General features: G+C 65.1%; 16 protein-coding genes. 12 read left to right on the top strand and 4 right to left on the bottom strand.

The window, feature by feature from the left end; translation table 11 throughout:
- Positions 1–3: 3 nt before the first annotated feature.
- The 3 genes from AB7F11_RS07230 to AB7F11_RS07240 all read left to right on the top strand — a co-directional run bounded on the left by AB7F11_RS07230 (position 4) and on the right by AB7F11_RS07240 (position 2,920).
- The gene (locus tag AB7F11_RS07230; RefSeq protein WP_428287991.1) at positions 4–1,209 is read left to right on the top strand and encodes an AAA family ATPase; all 1,206 of its coding nucleotides are present in this window, start codon (positions 4–6) and stop codon (positions 1,207–1,209) included.
- Complete coding sequence (locus AB7F11_RS07235; protein ID WP_428287992.1) at positions 1,206–1,799, top strand: DUF4276 family protein; 594 nt, start codon at positions 1,206–1,208, stop codon at positions 1,797–1,799. The genes AB7F11_RS07230 and AB7F11_RS07235 overlap by 4 nt, the downstream gene beginning before the upstream one ends.
- Before the next feature lie 347 nt (positions 1,800–2,146).
- Complete coding sequence (locus AB7F11_RS07240; RefSeq protein ID WP_428287993.1) at positions 2,147–2,920, top strand: RNA pseudouridine synthase; 774 nt, start codon at positions 2,147–2,149, stop codon at positions 2,918–2,920.
- Here the strand turns inward: AB7F11_RS07240 and AB7F11_RS07245 are convergent.
- Entirely contained in the window at positions 2,893–4,071 is a 1,179-nt protein-coding gene (locus AB7F11_RS07245; RefSeq protein WP_428287994.1) for an MFS transporter, read from the bottom strand. The genes AB7F11_RS07240 and AB7F11_RS07245 overlap by 28 nt on opposite strands.
- A complete protein-coding gene (locus AB7F11_RS07250) occupies positions 4,068–4,538 on the bottom strand; it encodes a YqaA family protein (RefSeq protein ID WP_428299876.1) in 471 nt (156 codons plus the stop codon). The genes AB7F11_RS07245 and AB7F11_RS07250 overlap by 4 nt, the downstream gene beginning before the upstream one ends.
- Before the next feature lie 191 nt (positions 4,539–4,729).
- Here AB7F11_RS07250 and dusB point away from each other — a divergent pair, with 191 nt between their 5' ends.
- From dusB to purH, 3 genes are all read left to right on the top strand, one after another.
- A complete protein-coding gene (dusB, locus tag AB7F11_RS07255; RefSeq protein ID WP_428287996.1) occupies positions 4,730–5,761 on the top strand; it encodes a tRNA dihydrouridine synthase DusB in 1,032 nt (343 codons plus the stop codon).
- Positions 5,758–5,994, top strand: coding sequence for a helix-turn-helix domain-containing protein (locus tag AB7F11_RS07260; protein WP_428287997.1), 237 nt, complete (start codon positions 5,758–5,760; stop codon positions 5,992–5,994). The genes dusB and AB7F11_RS07260 overlap by 4 nt, the downstream gene beginning before the upstream one ends.
- Positions 5,995–6,154: 160 nt before the next feature.
- Complete coding sequence (purH, locus tag AB7F11_RS07265) at positions 6,155–7,741, top strand: bifunctional phosphoribosylaminoimidazolecarboxamide formyltransferase/IMP cyclohydrolase (protein WP_428287998.1); 1,587 nt, start codon at positions 6,155–6,157, stop codon at positions 7,739–7,741.
- A gap of 21 nt (positions 7,742–7,762) precedes the next feature.
- Here purH and hemL read toward each other — a convergent pair whose 3' ends face one another.
- Positions 7,763–9,064 (bottom strand): glutamate-1-semialdehyde 2,1-aminomutase, encoded by a 1,302-nt coding sequence (gene hemL / locus AB7F11_RS07270; RefSeq protein WP_428287999.1) that lies wholly within the window; start codon positions 9,062–9,064, stop codon positions 7,763–7,765.
- Between the two features lie 8 nt (positions 9,065–9,072).
- Complete coding sequence (gene thiD, locus AB7F11_RS07275) at positions 9,073–9,999, bottom strand: bifunctional hydroxymethylpyrimidine kinase/phosphomethylpyrimidine kinase (RefSeq protein WP_428288000.1); 927 nt, start codon at positions 9,997–9,999, stop codon at positions 9,073–9,075.
- A gap of 154 nt (positions 10,000–10,153) precedes the next feature.
- Here thiD and AB7F11_RS07280 point away from each other — a divergent pair, with 154 nt between their 5' ends.
- The 6 genes from AB7F11_RS07280 (at position 10,154) to AB7F11_RS07305 (ending at position 20,132) form a co-directional block, all read left to right on the top strand.
- Entirely contained in the window at positions 10,154–10,327 is a 174-nt protein-coding gene (locus tag AB7F11_RS07280; protein WP_428288001.1) for a rubredoxin, read from the top strand.
- Between the two features lie 98 nt (positions 10,328–10,425).
- Positions 10,426–10,821: a response regulator gene (locus tag AB7F11_RS07285; RefSeq protein WP_428288002.1), complete on the top strand. Its 396-nt coding sequence runs from the start codon at positions 10,426–10,428 to the stop codon at positions 10,819–10,821.
- Positions 10,821–11,186, top strand: coding sequence for a response regulator (locus AB7F11_RS07290; protein WP_086125331.1), 366 nt, complete (start codon positions 10,821–10,823; stop codon positions 11,184–11,186). The genes AB7F11_RS07285 and AB7F11_RS07290 overlap by 1 nt, the downstream gene beginning before the upstream one ends.
- 29 nt (positions 11,187–11,215) lie before the next feature.
- Positions 11,216–11,758 (top strand): chemotaxis protein CheW, encoded by a 543-nt coding sequence (locus AB7F11_RS07295; RefSeq protein ID WP_428288003.1) that lies wholly within the window; start codon positions 11,216–11,218, stop codon positions 11,756–11,758.
- Positions 11,759–11,823: 65 nt separating this feature from the next.
- The gene (locus AB7F11_RS07300; RefSeq protein ID WP_428288004.1) at positions 11,824–14,079 is read left to right on the top strand and encodes a methyl-accepting chemotaxis protein; all 2,256 of its coding nucleotides are present in this window, start codon (positions 11,824–11,826) and stop codon (positions 14,077–14,079) included.
- Between the two features lie 41 nt (positions 14,080–14,120).
- A complete protein-coding gene (locus AB7F11_RS07305; RefSeq protein WP_428288005.1) occupies positions 14,121–20,132 on the top strand; it encodes an Hpt domain-containing protein in 6,012 nt (2,003 codons plus the stop codon).
- The last annotated feature ends 79 nt before the right edge of the window (positions 20,133–20,211 follow it).

A 20,211-nucleotide genomic window follows, 5' to 3' on the forward strand; every position in this document is an offset into this window, starting at 1 on the left:
CTCATGTTTCAGACCGTCTTCATACAGCGAGTGGTGCTGCGCAACTACAAGAGCATCGGCAACTGCGATGTTCGTTTGCAGCCTCTGACGTACCTGGTTGGGCAGAACGGTGCGGGGAAAAGCAACTTTCTGGATGCGTTGCACTTTGTCCGTGATGCGCTGACGGGCTCCCTGGATCACGCCATCAATGAACGCGGTGGCCTGAATGAGGTCCGCAGACGCTCCAGCGGCCATCCGACCCACTTTGGTATTCGGCTCGAGTTCCGCTTGAAGGACGGTCGAGAGGGGTGGTACGCATTCGATGTTGGATCCATGACCAGTGGCGGGTACGAGGTGCAGCACGAAAAGTGTGTCATCGACGGCATCGGCAAAGGCCCATTCTTTCGCGTCGCGAAAGGTCGTCTTGTTGATAGCAGTGAATCTGCATTCCCCGCCATCACCTCTGACCGGCTTGCTTTGGTGGCTGCTTCGGGCTTCACCGCATTCAGGCCTGTGTTCGATGCATTGACTGCCATGGGTTTCTATAACTTAAACCCCAAGTTGATGCGTGAGCTTCAAAAACCGCAGGATGGTCGTTTGCTCAAACCCGTAGGTGAAAACATCGCCAGTGTGATTGGTCACTTGGAGCGCGTCGCGCCAGAACGCGTCAACACAATTAAGGAATACCTTCAATCAGTGGTTCCGATGGTGCATGGCATGGAGCGCAAAGCCATCGGGCCGATGGAAACGCTGGAATTTCGCCAGGACATGGCGGGAGCAAAGCATCCGTGGAAATTTCTGGCACAGAACATGTCGGATGGAACCCTTCGCGCACTGGGCGTGCTGACTGCGCTTTTGCAGAGCAACGTTGACTATTCGCCCACCTTGATAGGAATTGAAGAACCTGAAACCGCGCTGCATCCAGCGGCCAGTGCCGCATTGCGTGAGGTTTTGGTAGAAGCTGCCAGGCATACTCAGGTGCTCGTAACCAGCCACAGCCCCGATCTGATGGATGACAGAGGCATTGATGTGAATGCCATTCTTGCCGTTGTTTCGGAGGGCGGAGAAACCAAGATTGCTCCGCTGGATGAAGCCTCTCGCCAAGTGCTGCGCGATCACTTATTTTCGGCGGGCGAACTGTTGCGCATGAATCAATTGGCGCCTGACCGGGAAGAGCTCGACCGACAAAGCGAAGTTCAGATCGACTTGTTCAGTGAAATCCGATCATGATTCCCATTGCGTCCATCGTGGAGGGCGATGGGGAGGTGTCAGCTTTGCCAATTTTGCTGAGAAGGTTGGCCGCCGAAAAGACGCCTGGGACTCTGGTCAACGCCCTGCCGCCTATCCGCGTGAGGCGTGACCGCTTCCTGAATCGTGATGACGAGTTTCGCAAGCAGCTGCTGTTGGCTGCGGCCAAAAGCGGGGACAACGGTTGGATCCTAATCTTGCTCGATGCCGACGACGACTGTCCTGCGAGGCTCGGAGACGTAATTCTTAAACGAGCTCGGCAACTCGTGCCGCATCGACGGGTCTCAATAGTTCTGGCCAATCGCGAATTTGAAGCTTGGTTCATTGCAGCTGCGCAGTCGCTTTCGGGTGCGAGAGGTTTTTCTATAGAAGCCCACGTGCAAGTGGAGGCAGAGAGGCCTCGCGATGCCAAGGGATGGATGAGGCAGCACATGGTGGGGGGCGTGTATCGGGAGATGCTCGACCAGCCAGCGTTCGCTGCGAAGTTCGATTTGCATCAGGCTTTCGACAACAGCCGCTCATTTCGCAAACTGTGCAAGGAATGGCAGACCCACGTATCGCGAGCTCTCTAAGCTCTCGTGCAACTAGCTCTCGTTCAGACTGACTTTCCGTCGCTATGCTGCGACGCGGAGTACAGCTACATCCGTTCGGGCCATCGCCACCTTTCATCATGGGTGACGATAAAGATTCGATACCAGGTACCCAACGCCATGCAGAAGAGAACTTTTTCCACCACAAACCAGCCGCGCCTGGCGGTGCTCATCGGAGCCGAGAATCTCAGCGGAGCACATGCAACGCGTCTCACTTTGCTGGTGAAGGAGTTGGGCAAACCGATCGTTCGCAGGGCCTGGGGCGACATGTCGGACTGCGCCGCGTACATGTATCTGGAGGCGCCCACTCAGAGCGTAGAGTCGACGGCATGAACCAATCCGAACGATCCGAACCCCAGCGCCTGGCCAAACGCCTGGCGGCGCAAGTGCCATGCTCGCGCCGCGACGCCGAGCTCTACATCGCCGGCGGTTTTGTGCGCGTGGATGGCGCGGTGGTGGAAGAACCCATGGCGCGCGTGAACGACGCGCAGGTCGTGACGCTCGATGCCAAGGCGCGCCTGGAGCCGCTGGTGCCGATCACGCTGATCTGGCACAAGCCGGCTGGGCAGGCGGTCCCTGAGGCGGAGTTCCTGCCCGACGAACTGGCAGCCCGCTGGCTGGCCCCGGGCACACGTTTCAAAGGTGACCGCTCTGGCGTGCGCCCTCTCAAGGCCCATGGCCACCGCTTGCTGCCGGTCTCGCCGCTGGAACCCGAGGCCAGCGGCCTGATGGTCTTTACGCAGAACCCCGGTGTGCGGCGCAAGGTCACCGACGGCTCATCGCCGCTCGAACATGAGTGGCTGGTGGAGGTGCAGAACGACCCCGAACTCGACGACGCCGCTCGGCGCGAAGCGGTGTTGCAGTCACTGGGCAAGCTGCTGTTTTTCGAAGGCACCAGCCTGCCGTCGGCGCGCGCCAGCTGGCAGAGCGAGCGGCGTTTGCGCCTGGCGATCAAGGGCACGCTGCCGGGCCAGGTGGACTTCCTGGCGGAGCGCGCTGGCTTGAAGCTGGCGGGTGTGCGTCGACTTCGCCTGGGGCGCATCGGGCTGGACGGCCTGCCCGCAGGCCAGTGGCGCTACCTGGCCGCGCAAGAACGTTTCTGAAGGCGCCCGGCCCACACGCTCAGGGCCATGGCCAGAAGCAGCACCCAGAGGCCCACCTCGTTGAGCCTGAGCATGTGGCCTTGCGCGATCATCACGCCGCCCAGCGCTGCACCCAGCGCCTGCCCGCCATAGATGCCTGAGCTGTTGAGTGCCACCGTGGCCGGTGCAAGCGCGGGCGACATGTGGACCAGCCGCGCCTGCTGCGCGGAGTTCATGGAGAAGCAGCCCAGCGCCCAGGGCACCAGCACCAGCGCCTGCTGCCACAGCCCGGCCTGGCCCAGCGGCCAGAGCAGCAGGCTCAAGGCCATGGCGCCCAATGCGATCAGCACCGCGCGCGGCGCGCCGATGCGGTCGATCCAGCGCGACATGACCACATTGCCCAGCAGTCCGAACGCGCCGAACCAGAGAAACAGCAGCGACAGGCCGCCGCCGCCGAGCCCGAGCGTCAGCGCGAAGTAGGGCGCGAAGTAGGAGAACAGCACAAACTGCCCGAAGCCGCCGAGCAGGGTGACGCCCACCGCCATCATCAGCGGCGCCGAGCCCAGCGTGTCCTGCCACGACTGGCGCGACAGCGCGGCCGGCTTGATGCCGTCGGGCATCTCGCGCCAGACCCACCAGCCGCTGGCAAAAGCCATCAGCGCCACCAGGCCAAAGGCCCAGCGCCAGCCGAATTCGCCACCGATCCAGGCCGCCATTGGCATGCCCATGACCGATGCCACCGACCAGCCCAGGAACACGAAGGTGATGGCGCGGCCTCGCTGCGCTGGCGAGACCAGCAGGCCGACGCTCGCTGCAGCCTGCGGTGTGAAGATGGCCGGCGCAATCACCGCGAGCACACGCAGCGGCAACAGCGTTGCGTAGCTGGGGGCGAGCGCGCAGGCCCCGGTGAGCAAGCCATACCAGATGAGCGAGAGGGCCAGCAGGCGTCGCCGGTCCCAGCCGGCCACCAGGCTGGCAAAGGCTGGCGCACCCAGGCCCATGAGGATGGCCGCAGCGGTGATGAGCTGGCCGGCCTGCGGAATCGACACGCCCAGGGATGTGCTGATGTCGGTGAGGGTGCCTGGCACCACCATCACGCCCGTGCCGATCACGAAGTTGCCCACCATCAGTGCCCACAGGGCTCGGTGCAGGGCGGGGGTGGCAGCGCTCATGGTTGGATGGTTCCAGGAAAGAACCACAACAGCGCCGCTGTCATGGTGAGGTAGCGGGCGAACTTGCCGATGCCCATGTAGAGCAGGCAGGGCCAGAAGGGAAACTTCATCCAGCCGGCAACGGCGCACAGCGGGTCGCCGACCACCGGCAACCAGCTCATCAGGCAGGCTTTGGGGCCGAAACGTTCCAGCCAGCGCAATGCGCGCAGCTCGGTCGGGTTGCCGCGCGCGCGGTCCACCACCTTGTGTGTATAGAGGCCCATGAGCCAGCTCACGGCGCCGCCCAGCGTGTTGCCCACGGTGGCCACCAGGATGGCTGGCCAGAACATGTCGGGGTTGAGCTTGATCAGGCCGAACACCGCGGGTTCGGAGCCCAGGGGCAGCAATGTGGCGGAGACGAAAGCCACCACGAACACCGTGCTCAGCCCGTATTCGGGCAGCGACAGCAGTTCCATCAGGTGGTTCATCCAGGCGGGCATGAGCAACGGCGGTGGCGCGGTGAAAGACCGGCGCGATCGAGTCGGGCAGGTGGATGGAAAAAAGTTCGGGGCGATATCGTCTGCTGAAAAAACAGGCAGATACAATCGCTTTCCTCTCGCTCCCTGCCTGGGCAGGGCTCGCGGCCGTTCAACCGCTCGACGCCGATTCTCCCACCGCCATGCAAATCGGGGCTTTCACCCTGCCCAATGCCCTGTTTGTCGCACCGATGGCGGGCGTGACGGACCGGCCGTTCCGCAAGCTGTGCAAGCGCCTGGGCGCGGGTTATGCGGTGAGCGAAATGGTGACCTCGCGGCCGGATCTGCAGGACAGCCTCAAGACTTCGCGCCGCGCCAACCACGAGGGCGAGGCCGCGCCGATCTCGGTACAGATCGCTGGCACCGACGCGCAGATGATGGCCGACGCGGCACGCTACAACATCGACCGCGGTGCGCAGATCATCGACATCAACATGGGTTGCCCGGCCAAGAAGGTTTGCAACAAGTGGGCCGGTTCGGCGCTGATGCAGGACGAGGCCCTGGCCATCGAGATCGTGCAGGCCGTGGTGGACGCCTGCGAGCCTCATCGCGTGCCGGTCACGCTCAAGATGCGAACCGGCTGGTGCGCCAGCGTGCGCAACGCCCCCACGCTCGCACTGGCCGCAGAGTCCGCTGGCGTGCGCATGCTCACCGTGCATGGCCGCACGCGTGAGCAGGGCTACAAAGGCCAGGCCGAGCACGACACCGTGGCGCACATCAAGAGCCGCGTGCGCATTCCGGTGGTGGCCAATGGCGACATTGATTCCCCCGAACGCGCGCGCGAGGTGCTGCAGCAAACCGGCGCCGACGCCGTCATGATCGGCCGCGCAGCCCAGGGCCGGCCCTGGATCTTCCGCGAGATCGCCCATTTCCTGGCCACGGGCGAACATCTGCCGCCGCCTGCGCTGGCCGAGGTTCGCGTCTGGTTGCTCGACCACCTGCACGACCACTACGACCTGTACGGCGAATACACCGGGGTGCGCAGCGCGCGCAAGCACCTGGGCTGGTACGCACAGTCGCTGCCCTTGCCTGCGGGCGCGGCCGCCCTGTTCCGCTCACGCGTCAATGCCACGACCTCCGTCGAGGCCCAACTCCGGTGTGTGAGCGAGAGCCTGGACGAGTGGTCCAGCGACCACAGCGCCACCCCGAGAGACAACTGGAAACTGGCCGCATGAAACAGAACAAACTTCACGAGTGTGTGCGTGCCAGTATGGAAGACTTCTTCCGCGATCTCAATGGCACCGATCCGGACAACCTGCACGAAATGCTGGTCAAGGCGGTGGAGAAACCCTTGCTCGAAGTCGTGATGGAACAGGCGCAGCACAACCAGTCGCGCGCTGCCCAGTGGCTGGGTCTGAACCGCAACACGTTGCGCAAGAAGCTGCTCGAACACAAGCTCATCGATTGAAACACCCCCGCCGCGCTTTGCGCGACCCCCTTGAAGGAGCAACACCTGCGGCCTGGCAAAGCCCGTTCCGCGGTGTTTCTCGATGAGGGTTGTGGCTCGCCAAACATTTCGTGCTTCGACGGGATGGACCACGGATTCCTAACTATCTTCATTACCTTTTATGCGCGCACTCATCTCCGTATCCGACAAGACCGGCATCGTCGAACTCGCCCAGGCCCTGCATGGGCTGGGCGTGTCGCTCATTTCCACCGGCGGCACCGCGAAACTGCTCGCAGAACAAGGCCTTCCTGTGACCGAAGTGGCCGAGGTCACCGGCTTTCCCGAAATGCTGGATGGCCGCGTGAAAACCTTGCACCCCAAGGTGCATGGTGGCCTGTTGGCGAGGCGCGATCTACCCGAGCACATGGCCGCGCTCAAGACCCACGGCATCGACACCATCGACCTGCTCATCGTCAACCTCTATCCCTTCGAGGCCACGGTCGCCCAGGCCAGTTGCACGCTGGATGACGCGATCGAGAACATCGACATCGGTGGCCCGGCCATGGTGCGCAGCGCCGCCAAGAACTGGAAAGATGTGGCGGTGCTCACCGACGCCGCCCAGTACCCGGTGGTGGTCGAGGAGCTCAAGGCCAGCGGTCGTCTCAGCCTCAAGACGCGCTTTGCGCTGTCGGTCGCCGCGTTCAACCGCATCAGCAACTACGACGGCGCCATCAGCGATTACCTCTCCAGCATCGAGTTCGATGAAGCCGCCACCGTGCCCGCGCGCAGTGAATTTCCGGGCCAGTCCAACGGTCGCTTCGTCAAACTGCAGGACCTGCGCTACGGCGAGAACCCGCACCAGAGCGCCGCCTTCTACCGAGACCTGTACCCCGCGCCCGGCTCGCTGGTGAGCGCAAAGCAGTTGCAGGGCAAGGAGCTTAGCTACAACAACATCGCCGACGCCGATGCCGCCTGGGAATGTGTCAAGAGCTTCGAGGTGCCGGCCTGCGTGATCGTCAAGCACGCCAACCCCTGTGGCGTGGCCGTGGGCAAGGACGCGGCCGAGGCCTATGCCAAGGCATTCCAGACCGATCCCACCAGTGCTTTCGGCGGCATCATCGCGCTCAACCGCGTGCTCGATGGTGCTGGCGCGCAGGCGATCAGCAAGCAGTTCGTTGAAGTGCTCATGGCGCCTGGCTACACGCCAGAGGCGCTGGAGGTCTTCAAGGCCAAGGCCAACGTGCGCGTGCTGCAGATCGACCTGCCCCCCGGCGGCGTCACCGCATGGGAGCAGGGCCGCAACGCGCAGGACGTCAAACGCATCGGCTCGGGCCTGTTGATCCAGTCCGCCGACAACCACGAACTCGCCCGCACCGACCTGAAGGTGGTGACCAAGCTGCAACCCACGGCGCAGCAGATCGAAGACCTGCTGTTCGCCTGGAAGGTGGCCAAATACGTGAAGTCCAACGCCATCGTGTTCTGCAAGGACGGCATGACCATGGGCGTAGGCGCCGGACAGATGAGCCGCCTGGATTCGGCGCGCATCGCCAGCATCAAGGCGGGTCACGCCAAACTGTCCTTGCAGGGCACCGCTGTGGCAAGCGACGCCTTCTTCCCGTTCCGCGACGGTCTGGACGTGGTGGTGGACGCCGGTGCGAGCTGCGTGATCCAGCCCGGTGGCAGCATGCGAGACCAGGAAGTGATCGACGCGGCGGACGAGCGCGGCGTGGTGATGGTCTACAGCGGCGTTCGCCACTTCAGACACTGAAGGCGCCTGCGCGCCAGCGCGTCACAGCTTCTTGAAGATGTCGCGCGCCGCGCTCACGGTGTCGGCAATGTCCTGCGCCGTGTGCGCAGCGCTCACGAAGCCGGCTTCATACAAGGCCGGTGCGATGTAGACGCCGCGGTCCAGCAGCCCGTGGAACAGCGCGTTGAAGCGCGGGCCGTCGGTGGTCATGACCGTGGCGTAGTTTTGCGGCAATTCGTCAAACAGGAAGAAGCCGAACATGCCGCCCTCGCTGTCGCCACTCAGCGCCACGCCCTCGGCAGCGGCGGCACCCAGAAGACCATCGACCAATGAACGCGTGGAAGCCGAGAGCGCCTCGAAGAAGCCTGGCTTGCGGATCTCTTTCAGGGTGGCCAGGCCACAGGCGGTGGCCACCGGGTTGCCCGACAGCGTGCCGGCCTGGTAGACGCCGCCCAGCGGTGCGAGCTGCTCCATCACCGCGCGCTTCGCACCGAAGGCCGCCAGCGGCATCCCGCCACCGATCACCTTGCCCATCACCGTCATGTCGGGTTCGAAGCCGGGGATGAGTTTCGCGTAGACGCTCTGCGCGCCGCCCAGCGCCACGCGAAAACCGGTCATGACCTCGTCGAAGGCGAGCAGCGCGCCATGCTGGGTGCACAGTTCACGGCAGCGTCTCATGAACGGTACCGAGGCGCGCACGAAATTCATGTTGCCTGCGATGGGCTCGATGATCAGGCAGGCCACGTCGGGGCCATGCTCGGCGAACGCCGCTTCGAGTTGTGCCACGTTGTTGTATTCGAGGACCAGCGTGTGCTGCACCACCTCGGGTGGCACGCCGGCGCTGGTGGGGTTGCCAAATGTGGCCAGCCCCGAGCCGGCCTTGACCAGCAGTGCGTCGGCATGGCCGTGGTAGCAGCCCTCGAACTTGATGATCTTCTTGCGCCCCGTGGCACCGCGCGCCAGGCGGATCGCACTCATGCCCGCTTCGGTGCCCGAGCTCACCAGCCGCACCATGTCGATGCTGGGCACGAGTTCAATGATGGTTTCGGCGAGTTCCACTTCGCGTTCGGTCGGTGCGCCGAAGGAGAAACCCTCCAGCGCCGCCTTCTGCACGGCATCCACCACCGCAGGGTGGCCGTGGCCCAGGATCATGGGTCCCCACGAGCCGATGTAGTCAATGTAGCGCTGACCGTTGGCGTCCCAGAAGTAGGCGCCCTGCGCGCGCTGAACGAAGCGCGGCGTGCCACCGACCGCACGGAACGCCCGCACGGGCGAGTTCACGCCGCCCGGGATCAGGGCCTTGGCGCGGTCGAAGAGCTGCTGGTTGCGGTCGATGGTGGTCATGCGTGGGCTCAATGTCTGGTGGTGTCGAGCGGAAAGTCCTCGGCGTCGAGCGTGCTGTCGGTGGCGGAGTCTTCCTCGCTGTCGTCGTCGTGCGCCCAGAACATGCGGTCCGGCACGGCATGTCCCATGCCCGGCTGGAAGCCTGCATCCAGGCATTGGTCCAGGTAGGTCAGCGCCTCGGCACAGGCGGTCTGCAGATCGGAGCCGCCCGCGATCAGCGCGCACAAGGCGGCCGAGAGCGTGTCGCCCGCACCGGTGAACGTGGCCTCGAAGCGCTCATAGCGCGCGGTAGCCAGCACCGTCTCGGGCGTGGCCAGATGGCTCTCCAGGTACTGGTCGGCGGCATTGAAGCCGGTCACCAGCGTGTAGGGCACCCCGTGCACCGCGGCAGCGCGCGCCACTTCGCGGGGGCTGGGCGGGCGGTCACCTTCCCACTCGGGCAACAACCAGCGGCACAGCGTGCTGTGGTTGCCCACCAACACCGTGGTCTGCGGCAGCAGCAGCTCCGCGCAGGCATCAAGGTAAGTTTCGATGGCCACTTCGTCCCACCAGGAAAGGTCGGGCATGTAGGTGATCACAGGGACTTCGGCGTAGTCGGTGGTGATCTCGGCGACCGCGCTCAGGTTCTCGGGGCTGCCGACGAAACCGACCTTGAAGGCCTGCACCGGCATGTCTTCCAGCGCACAGCGCGCCTGGTCTGCCACCGCTTCCTCGTCGAAGGCGAAGTGGTCGTGGATGTCGCTGGTGTCGCGCACATAGGCGCCGGTAACGACGGGCAGCACATGCGCCGATGCACTGGACATGGCTGTGATGTCGGCACTGAGTCCGCCCGCGCCACTGGGGTCGCTGGCGTTGAAAACCATCACGCAGGGAAGAGAGGATTCGCCAGGCGCCTCGACAACGGAAGAGGCAGGAGCGTCGGGTGTATCGGGCATGAAATTTGGGGAAGGGTCAGGGAGTGCGGCACTCATCCGGGCATCGCATCACGCCGGTTGCCAAGCGTGAGCGACAGCCGGCCGAAACGGCTTGTGGAGCGGTACACATGGCTCGATACAATGCTTGCATTCTAGAACAATGCCCCCTATAACCATGACCGAAACCAAGACTTGGATGTGCCTGATTTGCGGGTGGATTTACGACGAGGCAGCCGGCGCGCCGGACCACGGCGTGGCACCCGGCACACCCTGGGCCGAGGTGCCGATGAACTGGACCTGTCCTGAATGCGGTGCCCGCAAGGAAGATTTCGAAATGGTGCAAATCTGACCTTCAATCGGCGCCCTTTATGGTCTTTTGACGGGCGCGGTCGATGCATGCGACCCGGCCCGTGTCCCATCTGTCCCACACTCTGGAGCCAGTGAATCGTGAGCACTACACCTGCCCTGAAAGTCCTGGTGGTTGACGACAGCAACACCATTCGCCGAAGCGCCGAGATTTTCCTCAAGCAGGGTGGGCACGAAGTCCTGCTGGCCGACGATGGCTTCGATGCCCTGGCCAAGATCAACGACTACCAGCCGGACCTGGTGTTCTGCGACATCCTCATGCCCCGCCTCGATGGCTACCAGACCTGCGCCATCATCAAGCGCAACCTGCGCTTTGCCAACATCCCTGTCGTGATGCTCTCGTCCAAGGATGGTGTCTTCGACAAGGCCAGGGGCCGCATGGTGGGCTCGCAGGACTACCTCACCAAACCTTTCACCAAAGACCAGTTGCTGCAGGCCGTGCAGCAGTTCGGCACCAACCTAACCGGAGCATTGTGATGCCCATCCGCAAGATTCTCGTGGTCGACGATTCGAAGACCGAACTCATGGTGCTGTCGGACCTGCTGGGAAAAAACGGCTACACCGTGCGCACCGCTGAGAATGCCGACGAGGCCTTTCGTCGGCTCGGCGAGGAAAAGCCCGACTTGATCCTGATGGACGTGGTGATGCCCGGTCAGAATGGTTTTCAGCTCACGCGTGCCATCACGCGGGACCCGCAGTTTTCGAGCATTCCCATCGTCATGTGCACAAGCAAAAATCTGGAGACCGACCGTGTCTGGGGCATGCGCCAAGGCGCGCGCGACTACGTCACCAAGCCGGTCAATGCGGAAGAGCTGCTGTCCAAGATCCGGGCGCTCGGCTGACTGCCGCACAGACCTGATTCACGAACAGCATGGCCAAACGTCAGTCCCTCAAGGAACTTCAGGAACGATTGGCCCAGCGTTTGACGGTCGCCAAGACCGAAGCCGTCACCGCCACCTGGCTGGCGGTGGAAGCCGAAGGAAAGCGTTACCTGCTTCCACTCGTGCAGTCCGGTGAGATTTTTCCCTGGTCCCCGGTGCACCGGGTGCCCTACACCAAGCCCTGGTACGCCGGCGTGGCCAGTCTGCGCGGCGGCCTGCATGGTGTGATCGACCTGGCGCGCCTCGTGGGCGTGGCCGCCGAACAGGTCCCAGGCGCAGTCCAGACCGAGCGCGTGACGTCCGAGTCGCGCCTGGTGAGCCTGCACGCGGCGCTTGGCATCAATGCCGTGATCTGGATTGATCGCCTGCTGGGTCTGCGCAACCCCTCCATGTTCAGCGCCGTTGGCGACGCTCCAGCGAATGCGCCCGGCTATTTCACGCGCTCGCTGGTGGATCTGCAAGGTCAGTCCTGGCAAGAGATCGACCTGCAGGCGCTGGTGACCGAACCCGAGTTTCTGGCGATCGCGGCCTGAGGGCCTGTACTCCCGGCTCGCCTGGGGCATTTTCGTTTCGTTGTTATCTGTTGGAAGGTTTTTACATGGCCATGCTTGATCGATTCCAGGGACTCTTCAAGAAGAATGCCGTTGACGAACCCGATCTGTCCCAAGCCACCGACCAGGAGGTGGCCGAACTGGCTGCGGCGCGTCTCGCGCCAGATCCTTCGGCTGACGCATTCGTTGGCAATCCGATGGTGGAAGACGACGATGAAGATGCCGCCAACCAGGCCGGCCTGGTGTCGCTGCCACTGCTGGGGCGGCGCACGGCCGAGCAGCACCAGCGTTCGCTGGCTGTGCTGTTCACCTTTGCGCTCGTGGTGCTGGGGTCGGTGACCTTGTTTGCACTGAGTCAGACCGACAAGGTCGGTAAGCAGGTGGCCGCCACCGGTCAGGCTCTGATGCAATCTCAGCGTCTGGCCAAGAGTGTTTCTCAGGCCATGATCGGCAGCGCCTCGGCCTTTCCCGAGGTGCGCGACAGCTCCGATGTGATGGCACGCACGGTGCGCGGCTTGAAGCAGGGCGATGCCGAGCTGGGGCTCGATGCCCTCAATCCGGCATACGCCGGTGACCTGGAGGAATTGCTGCCCAAGATCGACCAGGCTGAGCGCAATGCCTCGGCGGTGCTGGCGCAGCAGAACATCCTGACGCAGGTGGGCACCGCGCTGCGCACCATCAACCGCCAGTCTTCCGATCTGCTGGAAATTGCCGAGACCGTGTCCTCGCTCAAGCTGCAGCAGAACGCACCCGCAGCCGAGATCTCGGCCTCCGGCCAGCTCGTGATGCTGACCCAGCGCATCGGCAAGTCGGCCAACGAATTCCTGACCATGGAAGGCGTGAGCCCCGAGGCGGTGTTTCTGCTGGGCAAGGACTTGAACACGTTCAAGGAAATTGGCGAAGGCCTTCTCAAAGGCAGTGATGAATTGCGCTTGAGGGCCGCTTCAGATCCCCAGGTGCGTGAACGCCTGGAGGCGCTGCTCAAGCTCTACGAAGAAACGCGTGTGGAGGCCGGCGCCATTCTGGGCAATCTGCAAGGCCTGGTGTCCGCGCGCGAAGCGCAGGCCGGTGTGATCGCCGACAGTGAACCGCTTCGTCTGGGCCTGCAGAAACTGCAGGGTGACCTGTCCTTGCGCTCCGGTCTCGGCGGCGGTGAACTCATCGCGCTGGCGCTTTCGGCTGCCTTCGCCGTGTTGTGCGCCATTGGCTTCGCCGTCGTGCAGCTGCAGGACAGCCGCAAACGACAAATGAGCGCCGAATCCATGCGCCTGGCCGCGGAATCGCAGGAGCAGGACGCCAAGCGCGTCAACGACGCCAACCAGGCGGCCATTTTGCGGCTCATGAACGAATTGCAGACGGTGGCCGAAGGTGATCTCACGCAGGAAGCCACCGTGACAGAGGACATCACCGGCGCCATCGCCGACTCGGTGAACTACACGGTGGAAGAACTTCGATCGCTGGTGGGCAACGTGCAGGCGACGGCCACGCGCGTGGCGCAAACCACCTCGGCGGTGGAGAGCACCTCCACCGAGCTGCTGGCGGCCTCCACCGAGCAGCTTCGAGAAATTCGCGAAACCGGTCAGTCGGTGCTGGACATGGCGCAGCGCATCAACCAGGTTTCAGGCCAGGCGCAGGAATCCGCCACGGTGGCGCGTGCGTCGCTGCAAGCGGCCGAGTCCGGTCTTCAGGCCGTGCAGGACGCCATCGGCGGCATGAACGCCATCCGAGACCAGATCCAGGAAACCTCCAAGCGCATCAAGCGTCTGGGCGAGTCGTCGCAGGAGATTGGTGAAATCACTGAACTGATTTCCGACATTACCGAGCAGACGAACGTGCTGGCCTTGAACGCTGCCATCCAGGCCGCGTCCGCCGGTGAAGCCGGTCGCGGCTTCTCGGTGGTGGCGGAAGAAGTGCAGCGGCTGGCCGAGCGTTCGGCCGATGCCACGCGCCAGATTTCGGCGCTGGTGAAGGCGATTCAGACCGACACGCAGGACGCGGTGGCCGCCATGGAGCGCTCCACGCAGGGCGTGGTCGAGGGGGCCAAGCTGTCTGACAACGCGGGTACCGCCCTCTCCGAGATCGACCGTGTGTCGCGCCGCCTTGCCGACCTCATTGAACAGATCTCCAACGCCACCTCCCGCGAGGCCGATTCGGCCAACGAAGTGGCGGGCAACATCCAGCACATCTTCGCCGTGACCGAGCAGACCGGCGAGGGCACGCGCTCCACGGCCCAGCAGGTGCGCGAACTCTCGGCCATGGCCGAGGAACTGCGCCAGTCGGTGGCCCGATTCAAGATCGCCTGAGTCCAGCCCGCTCCCACGGCCCGCTTTTTTCCTGGATCACCATGTTCGACACCGCCACCGACACCGACAGCCAGCCGATGGACACGGTCGCCGACCTGGGTCCGCTGGCGTGGGTCTTCGATGAACTGCGCAAGTCGCTCGACGGCGCCAACAAGGCCATCAAGCGCTTTGTGCGCGAGACCGAGCAGTCGCGCCTGAACGACCTGGAGGCGGTGGACCCCGGGTCCCTGCGCCTGGCTCGCCAGCAACTGCACCAGGCGGTGGGCGCACTGGAGATGGTCGGGCTGGGTGCGCCAGCGCAGGTGCTGCGTGCCATGGAAGCGGCGGTTCAGCGCTTCGTGCAGCGTCCCGCCACCTGCAACGAAGAGGCCGCCGCCAAGGTCGAGCGCGCCAGTTTTGCATTGGTGGAGTACCTCGAAGCCGTCCTCAACAACAAGCCTGTGCAGCCGGTGGCCCTGTTCGCCCAGTACCGCGAGGTGCAGGAACTCGCCGCCGCCGAGCGTGTGCACCCGGCCGACCTGTGGCCGTACGAACACCGTGGCATCGAGGTGGGCGCGCCTGCGGGCGTGGCGCCGCTGCTGGTCAATCCGGCCATGCGTTCGCTGTTCGATCGGCTGGTGCTGTTGGTGGTCAAGACACAAAGCCCCGCAGCGGCCCAACAACTGGCCAAGCTGTGCGCAGGCCTGTGTGCCGGTGCGGAGGATGCGCGCGTGCGCACCTTCTGGCGCATCTGTGCCGCCCATTTCGAATCCGTCGCGCAGCGCTTGCTTCCGGCTGACGTGTACGTCAAGCGCGCGGCTTCGCGCATCCTGCTGCAGTTTGCCAACCTGGCCCAGGGCAAAAACCAGATCTCCGAGACGCTGCTGCACGACCTGCTCTTCTTCTGTGCCCAGCCTGTCGGGGTGACGGCCGCGACCACGCCCCACCTCGCGGCGGTGCGCGAGGCTTTTGGCCTGGGCGGCCTGACGCCGGTGGACTATCACCAGGCCACACTGGGCCGCTTCGATCCGGCGGTGCTGGCGCAGGCGCGCAAGCGCATCCACACCGCCAAGGAGGTCTGGTCCCTGTATTCCGGTGGCGACCAGAGCCGTGCTCGCCAGGTGGCCGACCAGTTCGGCCTGATCGGCGACTCGCTGCTCAAGCTGCACCCGGCCAGCACCGTGCTGGCCCAGGCGCTGGTGAAAGCCGCCGATGCGGCTGTGCACGAGCCCGGCGGGGTGCGGCCCGAGCTGGCCATGGAAGTGGCCACCACCACCCTCTACCTGGAAGCCGCGTTCGAGGACTTCGACCCCAGTGCGCCCGAACTCACCGAGCGCACCCAGGCGCTGGCCGAGCGCCTGGAAAGCGTGCTCGCGGGCGCGCCCGCGCAGCCCCTGGATGCCTGGATGGAGCAGCTCTACCGCCGCGTGAGCGACCGCCAGACCATGGGCAGCGTGGTGGGCGAACTCAAGGTCTCGCTCGGCGAGGTTGAAAAGTCGCTCGACCAGTTCTTCCGCACGCCGCAGGAAAAAGCCGGCCTGCACGTGGCCGTGTCCCAGCTTGGGCAAATGCGCGGCGTGCTGTCCGTGCTGGGCCTGGAGCAGGCGGTGCTCACGGTGGCGCGCATGCGCAACACGGTCGACCAGATCCTCGATACCGAGGTGGACGAAGCCATGGCCCGCGAGGCCGGCACCTTCCAGCAACTCGGCAACAACCTCAGCGCGTTGAGTTTCCTGGTGGACATGCTGAACTACCAGCCCGCACTGGCCAAGAAGCTGTTCGTCTTCGATGACGAGAAGGGCGAATTGCTGCCCCTGATGGGCCGTACGGTCAGCGCCCAGGCCATGCACCAGCCCGCCCAGGCCGATGCGCGCGCCATCAGCGATGGCGTACAGCGCGTGGTGGACAGCGTGCAGGGCGGCGCCAGCCTGGTGGACCTGAGCGAGCAACTCGACTCCCTCGCCGATCAGGCTTCGCTGGCTGAACAATCTGGCGTGGCCCGGGCGGCGCGCGAAGCCGCCGAGGCGGTGGTCAATGACAACGCCGCCGCTGGCGCACAGGCGCTGGTGGGACTGTCGGAGAGCTCGACCACGGCACCCATGGAGCCCGAGGCGACCGCCGCCGAGGACAACGACGAGGACGACCTGCTCGACATCTTCCTGGAAGAGGCCCGCGAAGTCGTGGCCAATGGCCTGGAGGCGGTGTCGCACCTTCAGGTGCAACCCGGCGATCTGGAACACCTCACCACGCTGAGGCGAGCTTTCCACACGCTCAAGGGCAGCTCGCGCATGGTCGGGCTCGACGAGTTCGGCGAAGCCGCCTGGGCCATGGAACAACTGCTCAACACGGTGCTGGCCGAGCAGCGCCCTGCCAGCCCGCCGCTGCTCACCCTGGCCGGGGAAGCCATGAACCAGTTTGGCCGCTGGGTGGCTGATATTTCCGCGCGGCAGGCCGACGCCTGGCGCTCGCAGCCTTTCCGTGCCAGCGCCGAGGCCCTGCGCGAGCAGGGCCAGTACCTGCCACTGGCGGTGCCGCCGCAAGGCCGCGCCGAGGCTGTGACGCTGGTCGAACCTGCCGCCAGCGCGGAGCCGGTGGAGGCCTCCGCCGAGCCTGACTTCAGCTTTGATCTCGACGCGCTTGCCAGGCCCGCCCCGGTGGCAGAGCCGGCGCCCGAAGACGCCACGCCGGCGCAAATGCCCGCAGAAGAAGTGCTGGCAGAAGAAATGCCGGCAGAAGAAGTGCCGGCAGAACCGGCACAGGCCGTCGAGTTCGAGTCGACCAACCTGCAAGGGCTGCTGGACGGGCCTGTCGAAGACACCAGCTCCGACGTTCCTTCCTTGCTGGCCGACTTCGACTTTGACAGCCTGGCTGCGGCTGCTTCCGGCCAGCAGGAGCAGCCTGCGCCCGAGACCCGGGAAGAAGCGCCGGCCGAGTCGGAGCCCGTGTCGGCCTGGGCCGAACCCCTGGTGGAACACCAGCCCGAACCCTTGGCGCCGCCTCCAGTTGACGAAACGGCGCCCGCCTGGGTGGAGCCTGCGCTGGTTGAAGAACCGACGCCAGAAGAACCTGTGCCCGCCTCGGAGTTCGAGGAGTCCATGCCGGACGACCAGACCCGTGTCATTGGTTCGCTGCGCATCGGTCACAAGCTCTACAACGTCTACCTCAACGAGGCTGACGAATGGTCTCGCCGCCTGAGCACGGTGCTCGCCGAGTGGGCGCTGGAGCGCCATGAACCCGTGCCCGAACAGGCCGAGGGGCTGGCTCATTCGCTGGCCGGCAGCTCGGCCACGGTGGGCTTTGAATCGCTCTCCCACATCGCCCGCGCGCTCGAACAAGCGATCGAGTCCGTGGCCCTGCACCAGCAGGCTGGCCGTGCCGCCTCCGCCGAGCAGGCGCAATTGTTCGTGCAGTCCGCAGACGACATCCGCCGGCTGTTGCACCAGTTCGCCGCGGGTTTCCTCAAGGAGCCCAATCCCGAACTGCTGAGTGCGCTGTACCGGGTCGTACACGACCCTGAGCCCGAGCCCGATGCGCCGGTCGAAGCCACGTTCGAGGCACCGATGGTCGAGCCGGTTTCGCCGGTGTTGTCTCTCACGGGCTTCGAGTCGACCAGCCACGGCGACCTCACCGCCGGCTTCACCGCGCCCCACGCCGACACCAGCCGGCCGCACGGGCCGGTGCAGGACATCGACGACGACATCGACGTGCTTGACACCATCGACGTCGACCTGTTCCCGATCTTTGCCGAAGAGGCGATGGAGCTGCTGCCCCAGCTTGCCGGCGCCTTGCGGCAGTGGGTTTCGCGGCCCGACAACGGCAGCGCTCGCGCCGAGGTGCTGCGCAACCTGCACACGCTCAAGGGAAGTGCCCGCCTGGCCGGCGCGCTGCGCCTGGGCGAGATGGCGCACCGCATGGAGACCACGGCTGAGCGCCTGGGCTCGGACGTGCAGCGCAGCAGCGATCTCGAACCGCTGCAATCCGCCTTCGACGCCATCAACGCGCGCTTCGAACTGCTGCGCAACACCGATCCACAGGCCACGGACGTGGTGCAGACCGCGCCCGAACAGGTGCCTCATGTGGCGTCCCCCGTGGTCGAACCAGCGCCTTTGCAGGCCGTGGTGCCCGTGGGCGACGAGCCCGCGCGGGTGGACGCCGCTGCGCCTGCCGGCCTGGCAGGCCTCACCCTGCCGCAGGCGCCAATTGCGGCGCAGACGCGAGCCGGTGCAGCGGTGCGCGTGCGCCCCGAACTGCTCGACCGCCTGGTCAACCAGACCGGTGAGGTGATGATCACGCGCTCGCGCATGGAGGCCGAACTCGTCACCCTGCGTGGCTCGCTCAAGGACCTTACCGGCAACCTGGACCGCCTGCGCGGTCAGTTGCGCGACATCGAACTGCAGGCCGAAACGCAAATGCAGTCGCGGCTGGCCCAGGCCCGCGATGCCGACCAGTCGTTCGACCCCCTCGAATTCGACCGCTTTACCCGGGTGCAGGAACTCACGCGCATGATGGCCGAGTCGGTCAACGACGTGGCCACCGTGCAGCGCAATCTGCAACGCGCGGTGGAATCCACCGAAGACAGCCTGGTCGCCCAGGCGCGCCAGACGCGCGAACTGCAGCGCGACCTGTTGCGCACGCGCATGGTGGAGTTCGAAGGCATCTCCGAACGCCTCTACCGCGTGGTGCGCCAGGCGTCCAAGGAAACCGGCAAGCAGGTGCGGCTGGACATCACCGGCGGCAACATTGAAATGGACCGTGGCGTTCTCGACCGCATGACCGGCGCGTTTGAACACCTGCTGCGCAACAGCGTGGTGCATGGCATCGAATTGCCTGAGGTGCGCCAGCGGGCCGGCAAGCCGGCAGAGGGGCAGATCGAGATTCGCCTGGCGCAGGAACTCAACGACGTGTCGGTCGTGTTCACCGACGACGGCGGTGGCCTGGACCTGGCGCGCTTGCGCGAGAAGGCCGAGGCACAAGGGCTGCTGGCACCCGGTGCGCAGATCAGCGACGAAGAAGCCGCGCAGCTCGTCTTCGAACCCGGCCTGAGCACCGCGCGCGAGGTGTCCGAACTGGCCGGCCGCGGCATCGGCATGGACGTGGTGCGCAGCGACGTGGTGGCACTGGGTGGTCGCATTGAAACCGCGAGCCAGCGTGACCAGGGCAGCAGCTTCAAGCTGGTGCTGCCGCTGACGACCGCTGTCACGCAGGTGGTGATGTTGCGCGCGGGCTCGCTCACACTGGGCGTGCCGTCCAACCTGGTGGAAGTGGTGCGCCGCCTGAGCACCGATGACCTGAACAAGGCTTACGCCAGCGGCGCGCTCAACGTGGCCGGTGAAGACGTGCCATTCTTCTGGACGGGCGCACTGCTGCAATCGTCCGCCCACTCGCAGGAGGTGCATGGCCGCACGCAGCCGGTGGTGATTTTCCGAAGCGCAGCGCAGCGCGTGGCCATGCACGTGGATGAAGTGCTGGGCAACCAGGAAGTCGTGGTCAAGAATCTGGGCACGCAGCTCTCGCGGCTGCCGGGCCTGGCGGGCATGTCGGTGCTGGCATCAGGTGCGGTGGCGCTGATCTACAACCCGGTGGCGCTGGCCACGGTGTACGGCAGCCAGGTGCCCGCCTGGGTGGCCAGTCACCAGCGCAGCGGTGCCCTGGTGTCGTCCGACGCCACGGCCTCTGCCGAGATGGAAGTCAATGCCGTGCCGCTGGTGCTGGTGGTGGACGATTCCATCACCGTTCGCCGCGTCACCCAGCGTTTGCTGCAACGCGAAGGCTACCGCGTCACGCTCGCGGCCGACGGTCTGCAGGCGCTGGAGAAGCTGCAGATGGAGCGGCCCACCGTGGTGCTCTCAGACATCGAGATGCCGCGCATGGACGGCTTTGACCTGGTGCGCAACATCCGCAGCGACGTGCGCCTGTCGGATCTGCCGGTGATCATGATCACCTCGCGCATCGCCGAGAAACACCGCGAACACGCTCGCGAGCTCGGCGTGGACCACTACCTCGGCAAGCCGTACTCCGAAGACGAGCTGCTGGCCCTGATCGGGCATTACGCCAAGGTGTCTGCGGAAGCCTAGGCAGGCGATCCGCCGCCGGGCCGCCCCAAGGCGGATCAGCCCTCCCGGGGTGCAGCGACCCGCGAAGCGCTGGAGCGTG

The organism is Hydrogenophaga sp. (genome assembly GCF_050250835.1).
Classification (GTDB): Bacteria; Pseudomonadota; Gammaproteobacteria; order Burkholderiales; family Burkholderiaceae_C; genus Hydrogenophaga.